The sequence below is a fragment of the Stenotrophomonas sp. YJH_SMC_94-11 genome, assembly GCF_059370435.1.
In genome coordinates, this window is the sequence record NZ_JCAFTR010000011.1 from 29,354 (window position 1) to 45,699 (window position 16,346).

The following is a 16,346-nucleotide window of genomic DNA, read 5'->3' on the forward strand; positions in this document are numbered from 1 at the left end:
AACTCCCTGGAGGTGTTTTCTCGAATGACCTTCCATGGATGCAGCCATCGTCGAAAAGGTTGCATGGCCTTGATCGGCGATCGGCTCTAAACCTTTTTCCGGGTCGCCGCATCCAAGCGATATGCTCGACACCACCATGCCAGCGCCGCCTGCCGCCCACGCCCCTGTCGACGAGCCCGCCCTGGTGCGGGCGGCCGCCGCCGGTGACACTGCGGCCTACGAACTGCTGTACCGGCGCCATGCGCCGCGCGTGTTCGCCGCACTGTGGCGCCTGTGCGGGGGCCAGCAGGCGCGTGCCGAGGATGCCCTGCAGGAAGCGTTCCTGCAGGCATGGAAGGCGCTGCCGGGGTTCCGGTTCGAAAGCAGCCTGTCGACCTGGTTGCACCGGTTGGGCGTCAACGCTGCACTGATGGAACTGCGCGGGCGCGCCGCCGGGCAGGACCACGACAGTCTGGAGGAGGTCGACGGCGGCCTGCAGGAGCTGGCGGTGCACGACCGTTGTGCCGGTACCGAGCGCGACCTGGAGCGCGCACTCGCGACGCTGCCTCCGAGGGCGCGTGCGGTACTGGTACTGCACGACATCGAAGGCTGGAAGCACCAGGAAATCGCCGAGCAGCTGCAGATGGCCGTCGGCAGTTCAAAGGCACAGCTGCATCGTGCGCGCGGCCTGCTGCGCGCACGGCTGGGAGACATGACATGAGTACACACGAACACGATTCCGATCACGATCTGCTGGCCCGGCTGCGCGCGTTGCCCAGCGAGCGAGATGTTCCCGCCGATGGCTGGGCGCGCCTGTCGGCGCAGCTGCCGCCGCGCGAGCCGCAGGCGGCGCCTGTGCCGGCCGACAACGTGGTGGTGCTGCCAGCGCGTTCGCGGCGTCGCGGGTGGTTGCCGGCCGGCGCTGTCCTGGCGGCCAGCCTGGCGCTGTACGCGGTGGCGCCATGGCGCCACGTGCAGCCGGATGCGCCGATGCCGTCTACCCTGCAGTTGCAGGCTGCGGCGATGACCGAGCAGTACCGGCAGGCGGTGGCCGCGCTGCCCGCAGGCCGGGCACCGGAATGGCAGCCGGCGCTGCACGAACTGGATGAAAGCGCGGCACAGATCCAGGCCGCGCTGGCGCAGGACCCACGTGCGCCTCACCTGCTTGGCCAGCTCAAGCGCACCTATGCGCTGCGGCTGGAACTGACCCGGCAGGCGGCCTATGCCGCCGAGTCCGGCCTGACGACCTGAGGAGACCCCCGATGACACGAACCCTGATGACCTGCTGCGCCGCGCTGTTGCTGCTGCCCGCGGTGGCCCTGGCTGACACCCGGATCGACGAACGCCACAACCTGGCCGCCGGCGGCCGCATCGAACTGAGCAACGTGGCCGGCAAGGTGACCGTGCGTGGCTGGGACCGCAACGACGTGCAGCTCACCGGTACGCTCAGTGATGGCCTGCAGCTGCGCCAGGAAAAGAGTGCCAACCGCGTCCGCTGGGAGATCGAATATCCGCGTCGCAGCAACAACGGCGGCGCAACGCTGGTGCTGAACGTGCCGCGCTCGGTAGAGCTGCTGCTGAGCACGGTCAGTGCCAACCAGGACATCAGCGGCATCGATGTGCGTCGCCTGCAGGCCGACACGGTCAGCGGCAGCCTGAGCGCCTCCGGTCGCAGCGGCGACAGCAAGCTCAATACGGTCAGTGGCGGTGTCAGCGCGCGCCTGCAGACCCCGAAGCTGGATGTGAACACGGTCAGCGGCCGGATCGAAGCCGGTGGCGGCGTGTCCGGTGACATCGGTGCACAGACGGTATCCGGCCGGGTCGAGGTCGATGCCGGGCGGGTGCAGCGGTTGGCGGTGGAAACCGTATCGGGCAGCATCGATCTGTCGGCGGCCGGGCTGGCGCCGGGGGGCCGGATCAATGTCGAATCGGTGAGTGCGTCGGTCAACCTGCGCCTGCCACGCGCGGTTTCGGCGCAGCTGTCGGTGAACAGCTTCAGCGGGTCGATCAACAGCGATGCCGGCCAGGTGGAGCGGCCGCGCTACGGCCCGGGCAGCCATCTTGATACGCGGCTGGGCAGCGGCGACGGTGATATCCGCATCCAGTCGCATTCGGGCAGTGTTCGGGTAAGCCTGGATCGCTGAGCGCGATCCGGCAGGCCGCGGCGGCAGCGCCGCCGCGGTCGGTACGGGGTCAGCTGGCTTTCTTCAGCGCCCAGGTGGTGCCGAGGACTTCGATCTTGCCACCGGCCTTGCGGAACGCTGCCAGGTCCGAAGCGATCGAATCGCTGCTGACCACGGTGCTGGCGGCCGCGCCCTTGCGTTCGCTGCGGATGCTGTTGCTGGCCTTCGCGGGGGTCTTTGCCTTGCGGGGCATGGTTGCTCCTGTCAGGTGGAAGGGGAGGAAAGCGCCCAGGCATCGGCCTGGCGCAGGTAGTCCTGCCGCTCACGGCGGCAGTCACTGCCGCCCATCGAGAACTGGCGGCAGATCGCCGGGCGCTGCGAATAGATCGTGCAGCGCAGGTGATAGGGATCGATCGCCGCACACCAGCCTTCCTCGTTGCGCGCCATCACGGCACGGCCGTGGGTGTCGCGTGACAGGAACTGGCCGGGCACGTGGTCGCCGGGCTGCAGCAACACGGGCAGCCGGCAACAGACCGCGTCACAACGGCGGCAGTCGATGGGTGCATGTGCTGCGTCAGGTTGTAAGGCCTCAGGGGCCTGGCGGGTGCCCAAAGCGGGTCTCGATGGCGGCTCCGGTGGTACGCGGACCATGAACGAGCCAGGAAGGCATGGCCGCTAGGCCCGCAGGGCGGGCCAGGCTGCACCGTGGACACACACCGGCGTGGCCGGTGGAAGGTGCAGCAGGGTTCTAGCCGACCAAGAGTAACTTAGATCGCGTAACGTTTTGTTAATCCTGGCTTGCTGCCGCCAAAGCAAGGCCCTGGACCACGCCCAGCGAGGGCTCGCCGTGGACCATGCGGGCGCCCGGGAAGGCCTCCGCAACGGCCTGGCGCAGATACCCGGCGCGGGACATGCCGCCGGTCAGGAACACCGCGTCCGGGTCGCCGCCGATGTCGCTGCGGACCTGGGCCAGCAGCTCCCGGAGCTGCTCCAGATAACCATGCGCGGCTGCGGCCAGGCCGTCGGCGCTGCTGTCGGCATGCAGGTCGCGGGCGATGTAGTCCAGCGTGCTGCGATGTTCGCTGGCGGCGCTGAGGGCGATCTTGGCGCGCTCGACGTCGCGGTACAGGCGGGCGGTATTGCCGGTGTCCTGCAGGGCCTGCAGGCGCGCGCCCCACGGATTGTCGACATGGTCATACTTGTGCTGGCGGAAGTCGCGCTGACGGGTCATGTCCTGCACGGTGGCCGCTTCCACATAGTGGTGGGCGGGCACGCGGGTGATGCCGCGGCCGAACAGCGGCATGTAGCTGGACAGGCTCAGCGCTAGGTCGATGTCGGTACCGCCGCGGGCGATGCCCCAGGCGCGGTGGATGCGCGGGGCGTCGTCGCCGCCGACTTCGGCGTGGGCGATATCGGTGGTACCGCCGCCGATGTCGACGATCACGGCCTGGTGCCGTTCGCGGCTTTCGGCGTGATAGTGCATGGCCGCCGCGGCCGGTTCCTCGAGGAAATCGATCTGGTCGAAACCGGCCTGGCTGGCGGCTTCGCGCAGGATGTCCAGCGCCTGGTCATTGCCGGCCGCACCGATCGAGCTGCGGAACTGCACCGGACGCCCAAGCAGGGCCGCTCTCAGCGGCTGGCCGAGCTGGGCGCTGGCGGCCAGGCGGATGTGTTCGAGGATGTGCGCGGCGATGCCGGTGATGGTCTGCTTGGCGCGCGGGTGCAGGTTGTAGCCGAGCATCGATTTCGGGCTCTGCACCAGGTTGCCTTCGTGTTCCTCGAAATAGGCTTCCAGCGCTTCGTCACCGTAGACCGCATTCTGCAGCAGGTCGCTGGCACTGCGTTCCTTGCCGGCACGGGCTTCCATCCATTCCCGGCGCAGCGCGCGCAGGGCTTCGCGGCGCAGCGCCTGCGGCGTGCGTTGCTGGCCGGCGGCGCGCGCCGCACGCGCAGCGCTGTCGATCATCTGCTGCAGCTGGTGCTCCTGGCCGTCATCGAGCTGGAAGTCATCCGGGTCGGGCACCACGCCGGGGAAGTACACGCTGGTACGGAACTGCTCGGCGTCGCCGAAGCGGATCGGCAGCAGTTTTCCTTCATGCACGATGGCGGCGGCGGAGTTGCTGGTACCGAAGTCGATGCCGAGGCGCATGGGGAGTTCCGGGGGCGATCAGGGGCCGCGCACTCTGCTGCAGTTCGCCGCTGACTGCAAGGTCCCGCGGTTTCCTGTTCCGGGCCGGGTCAAGGAGGTCGCGGCGTACTGCCCGGAAAATGCCGGGGGAGCCGGGCGGTTACAATGGCAGCTGTTGATTCACTTTGAGGTACTTGCTGATGTCTTCTGCCCCTGCCTGCCCGCAGTGCACCCTGGAAAACACCTACGCCGATGGCGCGCTGTGGATCTGCGCCGACTGCGGCTTCGAATGGACCGCCGAGGAAAGTGCCGGTTCGACCCTGGTCGTGCGTGACAGCAACGGCAATACCCTGCAGGCCGGTGACACCGTCACCGTGATCAAGGACCTGAAGGTGAAGGGCTCCTCGATCCCGCTCAAGCAGGGCACCGTGATCCGCAACATCCGCCTGGTCGAGGACGATGCCGAGCACATCGAAGGCAATTCGGACAAGATCAAGGGCCTGGTCCTGAAGACCTGCTTCCTCAAGAAGGCCTGACCGGCCTTCAGCGCCGGGCCTGCTGCTGTGCGCGCCAGCGGGCCAGGCTGTCCAGCTTGGCCTGGTAGCGCGCCTGCTGCGGCGCCCCGCCCAGTTCCTGTGCACGCAGCAGCTCACGATCGGCGTGCTTGAGCTGGCCCGCCAGGAAATAGACCCGCGCCAGCCCGAAGTGGAACTGGTGCGCGGTGTCGTACAGGCGCACGGCCTGCCGGTAATAGCGGATCGCCTGCTGCAGTTGCCCGGCGCGTTCGGCCTCGGCACCGAGCATGTACTGCGCGAACGGGTCTTCGCGCTGCACCGATTGCAACCGCTGCTCCAGCGCCTGGGCCTGCGCAATCATGCCGAGCTTGCGGTAGAGGGCGCTGGCGTTGGTGAGTGCAGCATCCTGCCGGCCGTCCAGTCGCAGCGCCCTTTCCAGAGCCCGGCGTGCAGCGGCGGTATCGCCCGTGCGGTTTTCCAGCACGCCCAGGTTGTTCCAGGTGGCAGCGAAGCTGCCGTCCTGCGCCAGCGCGGTATCGAAGAAGGTACGTGCGCCCGCCAGGTCGCCGCTGGCCATGCGTTCGGCACCGCGATTGTTGTAGAAGTGCGCCAACGCCCGCGCCTGGCTGATCGGCAGCGGCCCGCGGCGGTCGTACAGCACATTGCGATCCAGATCGACGGTGGCGAAGCGGCCGGCAAAACCGACCCCGGCATTGACGTGGCCTACGCTGTAGACCAGGCCCTGGGCCTGGTCCTGGTACCACGACACCACCTGGCCAACTTCCTGCACGCGCGCCTGGATGCCGGCTTCGCGTGCCAGTGCCACGAACATCAGGGTAAAGGCCAGGCAGTTGGCGCGTCGCTGCTGCCAGATCTCGCTGACAGTAAGGGTCGCGTCGGCGTCGTACTGCAGGTCCATGCCATGGCGGTCGAAGATCATCTCCACCAGCGCCTGCAGGCGCTGCTCGCGCGAATAGCTGCGACGGGTCACCTGGGTGTGCAGCATATCGAGCATGGCCGGTGGAATCGCGAACACCTGCTGCGGTGTTGGAATCGTCGGCGCGGTGGTGCTGGCAGCGACCGCAGGGGCTTCGCTCGCGTCAGGGTTCAGTGCGATCGCGGAGGGTGCCGCCAATGCGGCCAATGCGAGCAGAACGGATCGGGCGGCAGGACGGTACATGACGGCTCCCGGCAGCGGCGGGCGCTCCCGCCTGAGGCGAGTGTAGACCTGTGCGCGCACCCCTGCAGTGACCGCTGGTCGGTCCGCGCGTTCATCCACAGCCGGTGTGGACCAGCGCTCGACAAAGCTGTGGACAACCGCGTTGGGGCCCCGTGCGGAGAGCGTTGTAAGGGTGTGGTGAAAAAATGGCCGGCTTGCCCGCTACCGGCGCAGGCGGGATGATCCGGTCATGGACTTCTCCCCGCTGACGCTCGCTCCGGCGCAGTGGCAGGCGCTGCAGGACAGCTATGCAACGCCACCACGTGCCTACCATCACTTCGGCCACGTGCGTGCGGTGCTGCAGCACTGCCAGGAGGTTGCCGACGGTCCAGGCTGGCAGCAGCCGGCCGAGGTCTACCTGGCCGCGCTCTACCACGATGCGATCTATGTGGCGGGGCGAAAGGACAACGAAGCGCGTTCGGCGCAACTGGCCCTGCAGGCGATCGCACAGGCGCCGGAACTTGCCATGGTCGACGCGGCCCGGGTCGAGCAGCTGATCCTGCTGACTGCCCGCCATGGCGAGCTCGCCCCGGACGATGTCGATGCCGAGGCCGCGTTGTTCCTGGACTGCGACATGGCGATCCTGGCCGCGCCGGAGCCGGTGTTCAGCGCCTATGACTGCGGCGTGGCCGAAGAGTACAAGGGCGTGGTGCCAGGCTTCCTGTATCGCGCCGGCCGCCGCCGTTTCCTGCAGGGCCTGCTGCGTGCACCGCGCATCTTCCTCAGCGAATTCTTCCACCAGCGCCTCGACTCTGCCGCGCGCGACAACCTGCGCCGGCAGCTGGGCCGCTGAACCAGCCCGGTACACTGGGGCCCGTTTCCACCGATTGCCGCTTCCAACCGTGTCCGTCCCTGATCCCGATCCCCGTCCGCTGCCGCCGGAAGAGCCCGGTCCGAACGAATGTTGCGGCAGCGGTTGCCCGCTGTGTGTGCTGGACCTGTATGCCGACGAGCTGCAGCGCTATCGCAAGGCGTTGGCCGAATGGCTGGCGCGGCACCCGGAGGCGTCCACATGAGCCGCGCGCGCCCAGCGGCACTGCTGGCGCTGGCGGCGTTGCTGCTGTTCGTGGCCACCGCGCTGTGGACCCAGTTCGCACGCACCGATCTGGACTGGGTGCGGGCCACGCTCAGCCTCTATCTGCACGGGCCGTGGGGGCTGGCGTTGCGCGCGGCCTACTGCCTGCTGGCATTGGCGATCGCCCTGCTCGGCATCAGCCTCTACCGGGGCAGCGTCGGCCCGCGGCGCAGCGCGGCGGCGCCGCTGCTGTTCACGGTCTCGGCACTGGGCCTGGCCACGGTCGCCATCGGTGACAGCTGGCTGCCGGAAGCGACGCCGCTGCTGGCACCGTTCATCCATGGGCTGGCGGCCAACACGGCGTTCCTGTGTGCCAGCGTCGGCATGCTGCTGCAGGCCTGGTACCTGCGCCGCGAACCGGGTTGGCAGTCCGCCGCGAGCCTGCTCTGGGGCTGGGCCTGGCTGGCGTTCGTACTGTTGTGGCTGCACGTGTTGTGGCGCGCCGGTCCGCCGCGCGGGCTGGGCCAGAAGGTCGTGATCGTGGTGATCGTAGGCTGGCTGCTGTACCTGGCGCTGGCACTGTACCGGCGCAGTCGGCGTACCACGGCCGACTGAATCGCCAACGGCCTGCACCGGTACGTGCCGTGCACGCGGTGGCGGCGTATCGTGTGCGCATTCCATCGGGGATGCGATATGAAGCGTGCAGGGCTGGGCAGGGCAATGGGTGTGGTTCTGGCGCTGGCGACGCTGCCGGCAATGGCGGCGGCCAACGTGCAGCAGTTCAGCCACGGGCGGTTCGAGCAGATTCCGGTGCACATGCCGGCCGGCACGCCGCAGCGGGTGGTGATCTGGTTCCACGCGCCCACCCCAGGGGGTGACACCAGCCGCCTGCCGGTCGAAGCCCTGCGTGCCGACGGCGCCATCGTTGCCGCTGTGGACATCGCGCACCTGCGCGGGGTGCTCAAGCGCGAGGGTGATCCGACCTGCTCGTTCGGCGCCGGTGACGTCGAGAACTTCTCGCGCTGGCTGCAGGCGTCCCTGCATCTGCCCGGCTACCACCTGCCGCTGGTCGGCGGTGACGGCGAGGGTGCCGAGATGGCCTATTCGCTCGCAGCGCAGGCCGACACCCAGGTGTTTGCCGGCCTGCTGACCACCGGCTTCTGCCCGGACCACAACCATGAGCGCATGGTCTGCGGCGATGGTGTGAAGCACAACACGCTGCAGCCCGCCGAACTGAATTTTCCGTGGTTGAGTGCCGCTGGCGATCACGGCTGCAAGGTGGGCGAGGCCAGTCGGTTCGTTCAGCAGGTCGCCATGGCACGCGAATTCAAGCGAACCGCGCGCGGTGATGCCTCACCCGGTCTGGTGGCCGCGGCGCGGGTGATCGGCGCGCAGGCCGGGGTCAGTCTGGCACCGCCGCCGGCCGCGCTGAAAGGCCTGCCGGTGGTGGAAGTACCGGCGACCGGTAGCGGCGATACGCTGGCGGTATTCGTTTCCGGCGATGGTGGCTGGGCCGGCCTGGACAAGGACGTGGCGTCGTCGCTCAACGAGCACGGCGTGGCCGTGGTCGGCATCGACTCGTTGCGCTACTTCTGGAGCGAGCGCACGCCGAAGGGCTTCGCCGCTGACCTGCAGAAGATCATCGACCACTACCGCCAGCAGTGGCACCGCGACAAGGTGATGCTGATCGGTTTCTCGCAGGGTGCCGACGTGCTGCCGGCCACCATCAACCAGCTCGACGCGGGTACCCGAGAGGCGCTGGACCGCATCGTGCTGCTGTCGGTAGGCAGGAAGGCCGACTTCGAATTCCATGTCAGCAACTGGCTGGGCGGCGGCGGCGATGGCCTGCCGATCGCTCCGGAAGTGGCCAGGCTGCCGGCGGAAAGAACCCTGTGCGTATATGGCGACAAGGACGAGGACGCACTGTGCCCGGACCTGCCGGCCAATGACGGCGTGAAGCGGGTGAAGCTGCCGGGCGACCACCATTTCGGCGGTGACTATGATCGGCTGGCCGAGGTGATCCTCAAGGGCGGGGCGTGAACCGGAGAGCGTGCGAACCAACGGTTCGCACCCACCAGGACGAGCCGCGGTAGCGCCGGGCCATGCCCGGCGGATCGCGTCCTCAGTTGCGCCGCGGGTCCAGAGAGATCAGGCGCGTGGCGTCCAGCAGCGCCGCCGGCAGGTGCATGCCGCCGGGCGCAGCGAGATAGCGCGGCCGCCACTGCGGATCGAACTTCGACTTGAAGCGGCGCAGGCCACTGAACCCGTAGAAACGTTCGCCATGCCGCGCCAGCAGGCCGGCCAGCCGGTTCCAGCGGCCAGCCAGACGATGCTGTGCCAGCCCGGAAAGCGGCGCCATGCCCAGCGAGAAACGTGCATAGCCCTGTGCGCGGCCCCACAGGAACAGCTCGATGAAGAGGAAGTCCATCGTGCCCTTCGGTGCTTCGCTGACGTGGCGCATCAGGTCCACCGACAGCTCGGCGCCGGCCGGTGCCTGCCACAGGTTGGCGAAGGCCACGATCTGGCCTTCGGCCTCGACCAGCGCCACCGGGAAGCGCACCAGGTAATCCGGGTCGTAGCTGCCGAGCGAGAAGCCCTTTTCGTCGCCGGCCTTGTCTTCCAGCCATGCGTTGGAGATCGCGTGCAGGCGCGGCAGCAGGCTGGGAATTTCCTCCACGGGCGCCACGCGGAAGGACAGGCCACCCCGCTTGCCCCGGTTCCAGGCCTGGCGCAGGTCGGCGCGCTCGCGCCCTTCCAGGCCGAAATCATGCAGCGGCACCATCGCTTCTTCGCCCAGCTTGACCAGCCCCAGGCCAAGGTCGAGATAGGTCTGCCAGTAAGTCTCGCCGACCTGGTAGAAGACGGGGCGCAGGCCGAGGCGGTCGGCTTCCTCGCGGAAGCGCCAGATCAATGCGCGGGCGACGTCCGGCGGGCCGACCGGGTCGCCCATCGCGATCAGCGAACCCCCATAGCGCTGCATCATCACGAAGCCGAGTTTCGCTTCATCGCGCAGCACTGCCTTGTCCGCGGTCAGCACCAGGCAGGCCTGGGTGTCGGTGGCACCGGCCAGGACCGGCGCCAGCGATTGCAGCGTCGCTTCATCGGCGGCGGGCAGCGGGCTACGCGTGCTGTGCAGCAGCCGCGCCAGGCCGAACATCACCAGCGCGATGGCCACCACCAGCAACGCGCGCAACGCGCGCGGTGCGTTGCCGGAGACCGCGAACTGCCACCACAGCTCGTTCTGGTATTCGACATGGCTGTAGGTGAAGAACAGCAGCCAGGTCACCGCCACCAGCACCAGCCCCAGGTTGCGCAGCCACGGCCACGACCAGGCTTCATCCAGCAGCGCACCCTGGCGGTAGAACTCGCGGCGCGCAGCCCACAGCGCCATCGCCACCAGCACCGCCGAGACGGCGATCAACGGTTGGCCACCGCGCAGCCACAGCGGCAGCGGGGTGACCACGCACACCGCCATCGCCAGCATCCACGCCGCGTGGCTGCGACGGGCCAGGCCCTGCCCGATCAGCAGCAGCGCGACACCACTGAGGCTGCCGATCAGGTGCGAGGTTTCCAGGATCGGCAGCGAGGCATTCACCAGGTGCCGGCGTGGCGTGGGCAGCGTGCCGTCGATGACCAGCGCGGCGCCGATGCTGAACACCGCCAGCGCGATGATCTGCGGCAACCATGGGCGCAGTGCGTTCCAGCCGGCGCGGGTTGCCCCGGCACTGGCCTGCAGCGGCTGGCGCAGCGCGGGCGCAAGGGCGAGCAACGTGGCCAGCACCAGCGGTAGTACGTAATAGGTCACGCGGTAGATCAACGCGGCCGCCAGCACCGCCGCCGGTGCCACCTGGGGCAACAGCTTCAACAGGCTCCATTCGAACACGCCCAGGCCGGCCGGCACGGTCGAGACCAGGCCGGCCAGTACCGCGACGAGGTACAGGCCGACGAAGCCGGGCAGGCCGGTGGGCGTCGAGTCCGGCAGCAGCACATAGAACGCGGCGCTGGCCAGCACCAGCTCGATCACGCTGAGCACGGTGACGCCGAGCATGGTGCGGCGGTCGGGTAGCCACAACGCATGGCCGAACACGCTGAACTGCCGTCCATCGCGGCCGACCAGCAGCACGGTACCCAGATAGGCGAGCAGGGCGATGATGCCGACGATGCGCACGGCATCGGGATTCAGTGGCAATGCCAACGCCGTTGCCGCCGGTTCCATGCAGAGCGCCACGCTGATCAACAGCCACGCACCGAACACGAAACCGAGCGTGCTCATCAGCACCACCTGGCCGATCTGCGCCAGGTCCAGGCCGGCGCCGCGGTAGCCACGCAGGCGCACTGCGCCACCGGTCAACGCGGCAAAGCCCACCGTCTGGCCCAGCGTATGCGCAAGGAAGGCGGTAATGCCGATGCGTGCCGGATGCACGCGGATGCCGCTGCGGCGCAGGCCGATGGCATCGAAGCCGATCAGGCAGGCGTAGCTGGCCAGGCCGAGCATCACGGTGAGCGTGATCTGCAGGCCACTGAGCTGGCGGAACGCCTGGCGGATGGCGCGGTAGCCGTGCTCATCGAATTCACTGGCCAGGCCATGCAGGGCCAGCGAGAGGATCAGCAGGGGAACGGCAATGGTGAGGACCCGCTTCCATGCCGGGGTGGAGGAAGCGGCGGCGGGGTTGGTGGCTGCGGTCATCGGCGCAAGGGTGCGTCAGGAGGGGCGAGTGCGGTGTCAACGCGGGGCGTGGCGCATCGTGCGCCTGTCGCCGCCATTTGACCAGCAGATGTGTCGGAGCCCGGTAGTGACGCGTCGCGCGGGGGACCCGTGCACCCACCGTTGACCGGATTGGAGGACAATGCGGGCCTGATCACCCGCAGGAGCCACGCCCATGATGGAGCGTTACGACGTCGGACCGCGCATGTCCGAAATGACCGTGTACAACAAGGTCGCCTACCTCTCCGGCCAGATTCCGGAAGACACCAGCCAGGACATCACCGGCCAGACCCGGCAGGTGCTGGCGGAGATCGACAAGCTGCTGGCGCTGGTCGCCAGTGATCGCCAGCACGTGCTGCGTGCGGAAGTGTTCCTGGCCGACATCGCCGACTTCGACGGCATGAACAAGGCGTGGGACGAGTGGGTGGTCGAGGGCGCGACCCCGGCCCGCGCAACCTTCGAAGCCAAGCTCGCCCACGCCGAGTGGAAGGTCGAGATCGTGGTGACGGCAGCGGTGCCGTAACTGCGGGATGGGGTCAGATCCCTTTCCTGCGGAAAGGGATCTGACCCCTGTTACAGGCGCACCAGCTCGATGCAATCCACCGGGCACGGGGGGATGCACAGCTCGCAGCCGGTGCACAGGTCGGCAATGACCGTGTGCATGTATTTGGCGCCGCCGACGATGGCGTCCACCGGGCAGGCCTGGATGCACTTGGTGCAGCCGATGCAGTCGGCTTCGACGATCAACGCCACCTGGGCCGCCTTGTGCTCGCCGCGCGAACGATCGAACGGAATCGCCGGTACGCCGAGCACCTGTGCCAGCGCCCGTGCACCGGCGTCGCCACCCGGCGGGCAGCGGTCCACACCGGCCTCGCCACGTGCCATTGCCTGCGCATACGGGCGGCAGCCGTCATAGCCGCATTGCCCGCATTGGGTCTGCGGCAGCAGGCGGTCGAGGCGTTCGGTCAGGGGCGGGATCAGGCTCATGCGTGGCGAAGGCTGCGCGTTGGGTTATTTCAGGGGCTTGCCGCGGAACCAGCGCTCGTGGGCCAGCGCCAGCATCGGCTTGTCTTCGGAACTGTCACCGTAGGCATGGATGCGCACGTAGCGCGACAGATCGAACTGGCGGCGGATGTGCTCGACCTTGCGCGGGCCGCAGTCGCCACCAGCGTAACGGCCGGTCAGGCGGCCGTCCTGGCTTTCCAGCCGGTTGCATATCAGCTGCAGGCCCAGCTGCTCGCACCACGGCCGCAGGTACAGGTCCAGCGAGCCGGACACGATCACGACGGTGTGCTGCTGTTCCTTGTGCCAACGGATCTGCTCCAGCATTTCCGGGCGCACCACGTCGGGCAGGAACTCGCGCGAGAAGCCTGCGGCCAGCGTGGCGATGTCATCGCTGTGGCGGTCACTGAAGGTCAGGCGGGTGACGCGTGCACGGATGCGTTCGGCCGAGATCAGCTTCAACCTGTACGCGGCCAGCCACGGCCCGACTTTCCACCATGCCTGTGCCAGCTGTTCGGCGGTGGCCACGCGGCGCAGGAAGCGGCCATAGGTATCGCAGGTGGTCACGGTGTGGTCGAAGTCGAACAGCGCCAGTTCCATTGCGTTGCTTCCCATCGCGTTGCCTCCCGGGGCCGGAGCTGCCGGCGGGCGTGGCCGTAACCACGCCCGCTGCAGGCATCAGCGAACCGGCATGCCCGGCTGCGCGCCGCTGTCGGCGTCCAGCAGCGCCAGTGCGCCACCGTCGAAGCCGGCCGACAGGATCATGCCTTCGCTCAGGCCGAAGCGCATCTTGCGCGGGGCCAGGTTGGCGATGAACACCACGCTGCGGCCCACCAGCTTCTCCGGTTCGCCGTAGCTGCCACGGATGCCGGAGAAGATCTGGCGCTTGCCCAGCTCGCCGGCGTCCAGTTCGAAGCGCAGCAGCTTGTCCGAACCTTCCACGAACTCGCAGACCAGCACCTTGCCGATGCGCAGGTCGAGCTTGGCGAAATCGTCGATGCCGATGTAGGCCGGGGCGTCGGCGCTCTTTGCTTCGTCCTTGGCCGGGGCCGGGGCCGGGGACGGGGCGGCCGGCTTGGCAGCGGGGGCAGCGGCAGCCGCCGGCTGCAGGGTGTCCTTGGAGGCGTCGATCATGGCGTCAATCTTCTTCGGGTCAATACGGGTGAACAGCGGGGTGTACTCGGTGATGCGGTGTCCCAGCAGCGGTTGCGCCAGCTCGGTCCAGTCGTTCACCGGCGCGGCCAGGAAGGCCTCGGCCTGCGCGGCGGTGGCCGGCAGCACCGGCTTCAGGGCGGTGACCAGCACGCGGAACAGGTTCAGGCCCTGGCTGCACACGGCCTGCAGCTGTGCGTCGGCACCTTCCTGCTTGGCGATGACCCACGGCTTGACGTCGTCGATGTAGCGGTTGGCTTCGTCAGCCAGGGTCATGGTCAGGCGGATCGCTGCGGCCGGGTCATTGCGCTCGTAGGCTTCACGGATCGGCGCCAGGCCATCGACGAAGCGCTGGTATTGCGCCGCATCGGGCAGCTGCGCGGCCAGCTGGCCGTCGAAGCGCTTGCTGATGAAGCCGGCGCAGCGGCTGGCCAGGTTGACGAACTTGCCGACCAGGTCGGCGTTGACGCGGGCGATGAAGTCGCCCAGGTTCAGGTCGAGATCGTCGACGCCACCGCCGGACTTGGCGGCGTAGTAGTAGCGCAGCGCTTCCGGCTCCAGGCCGGCATCGAGGAAGGTACGGGCCATCACGAAGGTGCCGCGCGACTTGCTCATCTTGGCGCCGTCCACGGTCAGGTAGCCGTTGACGTGCAGGCGGGTCGGCGCGCGGTGGCCGGTTCCGTGCAGTACCGCCGGCCAGAACAGGCCATGGAAGTTGACGATGTCCTTGCCGATGAAGTGGTGCAGTTCGGTGGCGGTGCCGGCACGCAGGTGCGCTTCGAAGTCCTCACCGATCCTGCCGCACAGGGTCTGGAAGCTGGACAGGTAGCCGATCGGTGCATCCAGCCAGACATAGAAGTACTTGCCCGGCTGGCCGGGAATCTGGAAGCCGAAGTACGGCGCATCACGCGAGATGTCCCACGCGCGCAGGCCACCTTCGGCATTGAGCCATTCACCCAGCTTGGCCTTCACGCCCGGCAGGGCGACATCGCCGGCCAGCCATTCGCGCAGGAACGCATCGAAGTGGCCCACCTCGAAGAAGAAGTGCTCCGAATCGCGCATTTCCGGCGTGGCACCGGAGATGACCGAACGCGGTTCCTTCAGGTCGGTCGGTGCGTAGGTCGCGCCGCAGACTTCGCAGTTGTCGCCGTACTGATCGGGACTGCCGCAGTTCGGACAGATGCCCTTGACGTAGCGGTCGGGCAGGAACATGCCCTTGGCCGGGTCGTAGAACTGCGCGACCGAACGGCGGCTGATGTGGCCGGCCGCTTCCAGCTTCAGGTAGAACTGCTCGGTCAACGCCTTGTTGGCCGCCGAATTGGTCGAGTCGTAGTGGTCGAAGGCCACGCCGAAGGCGGCGAAGTCACGTTCGTGGCTGGCCTGGATGTTGGCGATGAAGGTTTCCGGGGTGACCCCGGCCTTTTCCGCGGCCAGCATGATCGGTGTGCCGTGGGTGTCATCGGCGCAGACGAACCAGGTCCTGCCGCCGCTCATTCGCCGCGCACGTACCCAGATGTCAGCCTGGATGTAGCCGACCAGGTGGCCCAGGTGCAGCGGGCCGTTGGCGTAGGGCAGGGCGGTGGTGACGAGCGCGGTACGGGTCATGGTCGCGGGTGGATCCGAGGGGAACCGCAGATTATCGCATGCCCGCAACGACGTGACCCGGCCGGGGCCGGGTCACGGGTTGACGGAGGTGCGGGGCGCTTATTCGCGCTGCCAGGTCTGCGCGCGGCAGATGAAGGCGATGCAGCCGGACACGTCCAGCCGGGTGCCGCCGGGCTGCAGTTCCATCTTCGACTTGTAGGTCTTGCCGTTGGCCGGGTCGAGGATGGTGCCGCCGGACCACTTGTTGGCGCCGTCGGCCTTCAGGTTCCAGAGGATGGTCATGCCCTTCACCGGCTTGTTCCTGTTGGCGCCTTCACAGCCGTCACAGACCGGGTTCGGGCCCTTGTCCGAGTGCAGGATGTCGACCACCTTGCCGGTCAGCGTGCCGTTGGGGGCCTGGGTGATCTCGACGATCGACTTCACCTTGCCGGTCTTGTCGTCGATGGTCTTCCAGCGGCCGGCGGCGCCGTCGGCGGCCTGCGCCGAGAGTGCGGCCAGGCACATCGGCAATGCCAGCAGCAGGGTCTTGAAGGTCTTGCGCATGGTCCCCTCCCAGGGTTCATTCCGGCACGGTGCCGGCATGGGTCGACTGTATACCCATTCGGCGGAGTATGGGGAAGGGGGGGGCGTTGCAGGGTTGCGCCCTGCACCTGCGGTAGTGCCGGCCGCTGGCCGGCAACCTCAACGGCAACGGCAACGGCAACGGCAACCGCAACGGCAACCGCAACGGCAACCGCAACGGCAACCGCAACGGCAGCGGCGGGATTCCGTGGGATGGCGGGGCGGTGTGGGTGGGCAGGACACGCCGTAAACCCATCCATGGGGGCTCGATGGCGCCATCCATGGCGCCAACGGTCCTGCCCACCCACACCGCCCCACCTCTGACAGATTTCTGCGGCTGTG

The 16,346-nt window shown here is 68.1% G+C and carries 18 protein-coding genes; 9 read left to right on the top strand and 9 right to left on the bottom strand.

Annotated features, from left to right (window positions below; translation table 11 throughout):
- Positions 1-121 precede the first annotated feature (121 nt).
- Genes AC5P74_RS17505 through AC5P74_RS17515 form a run of 3 tightly spaced genes read left to right on the top strand, consistent with a single transcriptional unit; the run spans position 122 to position 2,123 of the window.
- The gene (locus AC5P74_RS17505) at positions 122-700 is read left to right on the top strand and encodes an RNA polymerase sigma factor (protein WP_346607739.1); all 579 of its coding nucleotides are present in this window, start codon (positions 122-124) and stop codon (positions 698-700) included.
- Positions 697-1,230, top strand: coding sequence for a hypothetical protein (locus tag AC5P74_RS17510; RefSeq protein WP_495205007.1), 534 nt, complete (start codon positions 697-699; stop codon positions 1,228-1,230). Before AC5P74_RS17505 ends, AC5P74_RS17510 begins: the two co-directional genes overlap by 4 nt.
- 11 nt (positions 1,231-1,241) lie before the next feature.
- Positions 1,242-2,123 carry a DUF4097 family beta strand repeat-containing protein gene (locus AC5P74_RS17515; protein WP_053499406.1) on the top strand — a complete coding sequence of 294 codons (882 nt, stop codon included), beginning with the start codon at positions 1,242-1,244 and terminating at the stop codon, positions 2,121-2,123.
- A 49-nt stretch (positions 2,124-2,172) separates the two neighbouring features.
- On the opposite strand, the gene AC5P74_RS17520 is transcribed toward AC5P74_RS17515, so the two are convergent.
- The 3 genes from AC5P74_RS17520 to AC5P74_RS17530 all read right to left on the bottom strand — a co-directional run bounded on the left by AC5P74_RS17520 (position 2,173) and on the right by AC5P74_RS17530 (position 4,251).
- Positions 2,173-2,355, bottom strand: coding sequence for a hypothetical protein (locus tag AC5P74_RS17520; protein ID WP_005410566.1), 183 nt, complete (start codon positions 2,353-2,355; stop codon positions 2,173-2,175).
- 11 nt (positions 2,356-2,366) lie between these two features.
- Complete coding sequence (locus AC5P74_RS17525; protein WP_080104338.1) at positions 2,367-2,660, bottom strand: YkgJ family cysteine cluster protein; 294 nt, start codon at positions 2,658-2,660, stop codon at positions 2,367-2,369.
- Positions 2,661-2,889: 229 nt separating this feature from the next.
- Positions 2,890-4,251: an Hsp70 family protein gene (locus tag AC5P74_RS17530; RefSeq protein WP_495205008.1), complete on the bottom strand. Its 1,362-nt coding sequence runs from the start codon at positions 4,249-4,251 to the stop codon at positions 2,890-2,892.
- 179 nt (positions 4,252-4,430) lie between these two features.
- Here AC5P74_RS17530 and AC5P74_RS17535 point away from each other — a divergent pair, with 179 nt between their 5' ends.
- Complete coding sequence (locus AC5P74_RS17535; protein WP_010482882.1) at positions 4,431-4,766, top strand: zinc ribbon domain-containing protein YjdM; 336 nt, start codon at positions 4,431-4,433, stop codon at positions 4,764-4,766.
- A 7-nt stretch (positions 4,767-4,773) separates the two neighbouring features.
- Here AC5P74_RS17535 and AC5P74_RS17540 read toward each other — a convergent pair whose 3' ends face one another.
- Entirely contained in the window at positions 4,774-5,925 is a 1,152-nt protein-coding gene (locus tag AC5P74_RS17540; protein WP_065179251.1) for a transglutaminase-like domain-containing protein, read from the bottom strand.
- Between the two features lie 229 nt (positions 5,926-6,154).
- Between AC5P74_RS17540 and AC5P74_RS17545 the strand changes: the two genes are divergently transcribed.
- The 4 genes from AC5P74_RS17545 to AC5P74_RS17560 all read left to right on the top strand — a co-directional run bounded on the left by AC5P74_RS17545 (position 6,155) and on the right by AC5P74_RS17560 (position 9,019).
- Positions 6,155-6,757 (top strand): HD domain-containing protein, encoded by a 603-nt coding sequence (locus tag AC5P74_RS17545; protein WP_329843649.1) that lies wholly within the window; start codon positions 6,155-6,157, stop codon positions 6,755-6,757.
- A gap of 49 nt (positions 6,758-6,806) precedes the next feature.
- Complete coding sequence (locus AC5P74_RS17550) at positions 6,807-6,980, top strand: oxidoreductase-like domain-containing protein (RefSeq protein ID WP_049415754.1); 174 nt, start codon at positions 6,807-6,809, stop codon at positions 6,978-6,980.
- A complete protein-coding gene (locus tag AC5P74_RS17555) occupies positions 6,977-7,594 on the top strand; it encodes a DUF998 domain-containing protein (protein WP_005418159.1) in 618 nt (205 codons plus the stop codon). Before AC5P74_RS17550 ends, AC5P74_RS17555 begins: the two co-directional genes overlap by 4 nt.
- A 78-nt stretch (positions 7,595-7,672) precedes the next feature.
- Complete coding sequence (locus AC5P74_RS17560; RefSeq protein WP_346607742.1) at positions 7,673-9,019, top strand: virulence factor family protein; 1,347 nt, start codon at positions 7,673-7,675, stop codon at positions 9,017-9,019.
- An 82-nt stretch (positions 9,020-9,101) separates the two neighbouring features.
- Here AC5P74_RS17560 and mprF read toward each other — a convergent pair whose 3' ends face one another.
- Positions 9,102-11,666 (bottom strand): bifunctional lysylphosphatidylglycerol flippase/synthetase MprF, encoded by a 2,565-nt coding sequence (gene mprF, locus AC5P74_RS17565; RefSeq protein WP_495205009.1) that lies wholly within the window; start codon positions 11,664-11,666, stop codon positions 9,102-9,104.
- Between the two features lie 193 nt (positions 11,667-11,859).
- Here mprF and AC5P74_RS17570 point away from each other — a divergent pair, with 193 nt between their 5' ends.
- Entirely contained in the window at positions 11,860-12,207 is a 348-nt protein-coding gene (locus AC5P74_RS17570) for a RidA family protein (RefSeq protein WP_005418155.1), read from the top strand.
- 50 nt (positions 12,208-12,257) lie between these two features.
- Here AC5P74_RS17570 and rnfB read toward each other — a convergent pair whose 3' ends face one another.
- The 4 genes from rnfB to AC5P74_RS17590 form a co-directional block, all read right to left on the bottom strand.
- Positions 12,258-12,671, bottom strand: a complete 414-nt coding sequence (gene rnfB, locus AC5P74_RS17575) for an Rnf electron transport complex subunit RnfB (protein ID WP_005418154.1) — start codon at positions 12,669-12,671, stop codon at positions 12,258-12,260.
- 24 nt (positions 12,672-12,695) lie between these two features.
- Positions 12,696-13,286, bottom strand: a complete 591-nt coding sequence (locus AC5P74_RS17580) for an HAD family hydrolase (protein ID WP_005418147.1) — start codon at positions 13,284-13,286, stop codon at positions 12,696-12,698.
- Positions 13,287-13,364: 78 nt separating this feature from the next.
- On the bottom strand, positions 13,365-15,443 hold the full coding sequence (gene metG / locus AC5P74_RS17585) for a methionine--tRNA ligase (protein ID WP_329843652.1): 2,079 nt from the start codon (positions 15,441-15,443) through the stop codon (positions 13,365-13,367).
- Positions 15,444-15,542: 99 nt separating this feature from the next.
- Entirely contained in the window at positions 15,543-15,986 is a 444-nt protein-coding gene (locus AC5P74_RS17590; RefSeq protein ID WP_065179246.1) for a DUF2147 domain-containing protein, read from the bottom strand.
- Positions 15,987-16,346 lie beyond the last annotated feature (360 nt).

Coding starts and splice junctions, on each gene's coding strand:
- AC5P74_RS17560 (WP_346607742.1), top strand. CDS start 7,673: ATGAAGCGTGCAGGGCTGGGCAGGGCAATGGGTGTGGTTCTGGCGCTG.
- AC5P74_RS17530 (WP_495205008.1), bottom strand. CDS start 4,251: ATGCGCCTCGGCATCGACTTCGGTACCAGCAACTCCGCCGCCGCCATC.
- AC5P74_RS17580 (WP_005418147.1), bottom strand. CDS start 13,286: ATGGAACTGGCGCTGTTCGACTTCGACCACACCGTGACCACCTGCGAT.
- AC5P74_RS17515 (WP_053499406.1), top strand. CDS start 1,242: ATGACACGAACCCTGATGACCTGCTGCGCCGCGCTGTTGCTGCTGCCC.
- AC5P74_RS17545 (WP_329843649.1), top strand. CDS start 6,155: ATGGACTTCTCCCCGCTGACGCTCGCTCCGGCGCAGTGGCAGGCGCTG.
- AC5P74_RS17570 (WP_005418155.1), top strand. CDS start 11,860: ATGATGGAGCGTTACGACGTCGGACCGCGCATGTCCGAAATGACCGTG.
- AC5P74_RS17555 (WP_005418159.1), top strand. CDS start 6,977: ATGAGCCGCGCGCGCCCAGCGGCACTGCTGGCGCTGGCGGCGTTGCTG.
- AC5P74_RS17505 (WP_346607739.1), top strand. CDS start 122: ATGCTCGACACCACCATGCCAGCGCCGCCTGCCGCCCACGCCCCTGTC.
- AC5P74_RS17520 (WP_005410566.1), bottom strand. CDS start 2,355: ATGCCCCGCAAGGCAAAGACCCCCGCGAAGGCCAGCAACAGCATCCGC.
- metG (WP_329843652.1), bottom strand. CDS start 15,443: ATGACCCGTACCGCGCTCGTCACCACCGCCCTGCCCTACGCCAACGGC.
- rnfB (WP_005418154.1), bottom strand. CDS start 12,671: ATGAGCCTGATCCCGCCCCTGACCGAACGCCTCGACCGCCTGCTGCCG.
- AC5P74_RS17535 (WP_010482882.1), top strand. CDS start 4,431: ATGTCTTCTGCCCCTGCCTGCCCGCAGTGCACCCTGGAAAACACCTAC.
- AC5P74_RS17540 (WP_065179251.1), bottom strand. CDS start 5,925: ATGTACCGTCCTGCCGCCCGATCCGTTCTGCTCGCATTGGCCGCATTG.
- AC5P74_RS17590 (WP_065179246.1), bottom strand. CDS start 15,986: ATGCGCAAGACCTTCAAGACCCTGCTGCTGGCATTGCCGATGTGCCTG.
- AC5P74_RS17510 (WP_495205007.1), top strand. CDS start 697: ATGAGTACACACGAACACGATTCCGATCACGATCTGCTGGCCCGGCTG.
- mprF (WP_495205009.1), bottom strand. CDS start 11,666: ATGACCGCAGCCACCAACCCCGCCGCCGCTTCCTCCACCCCGGCATGG.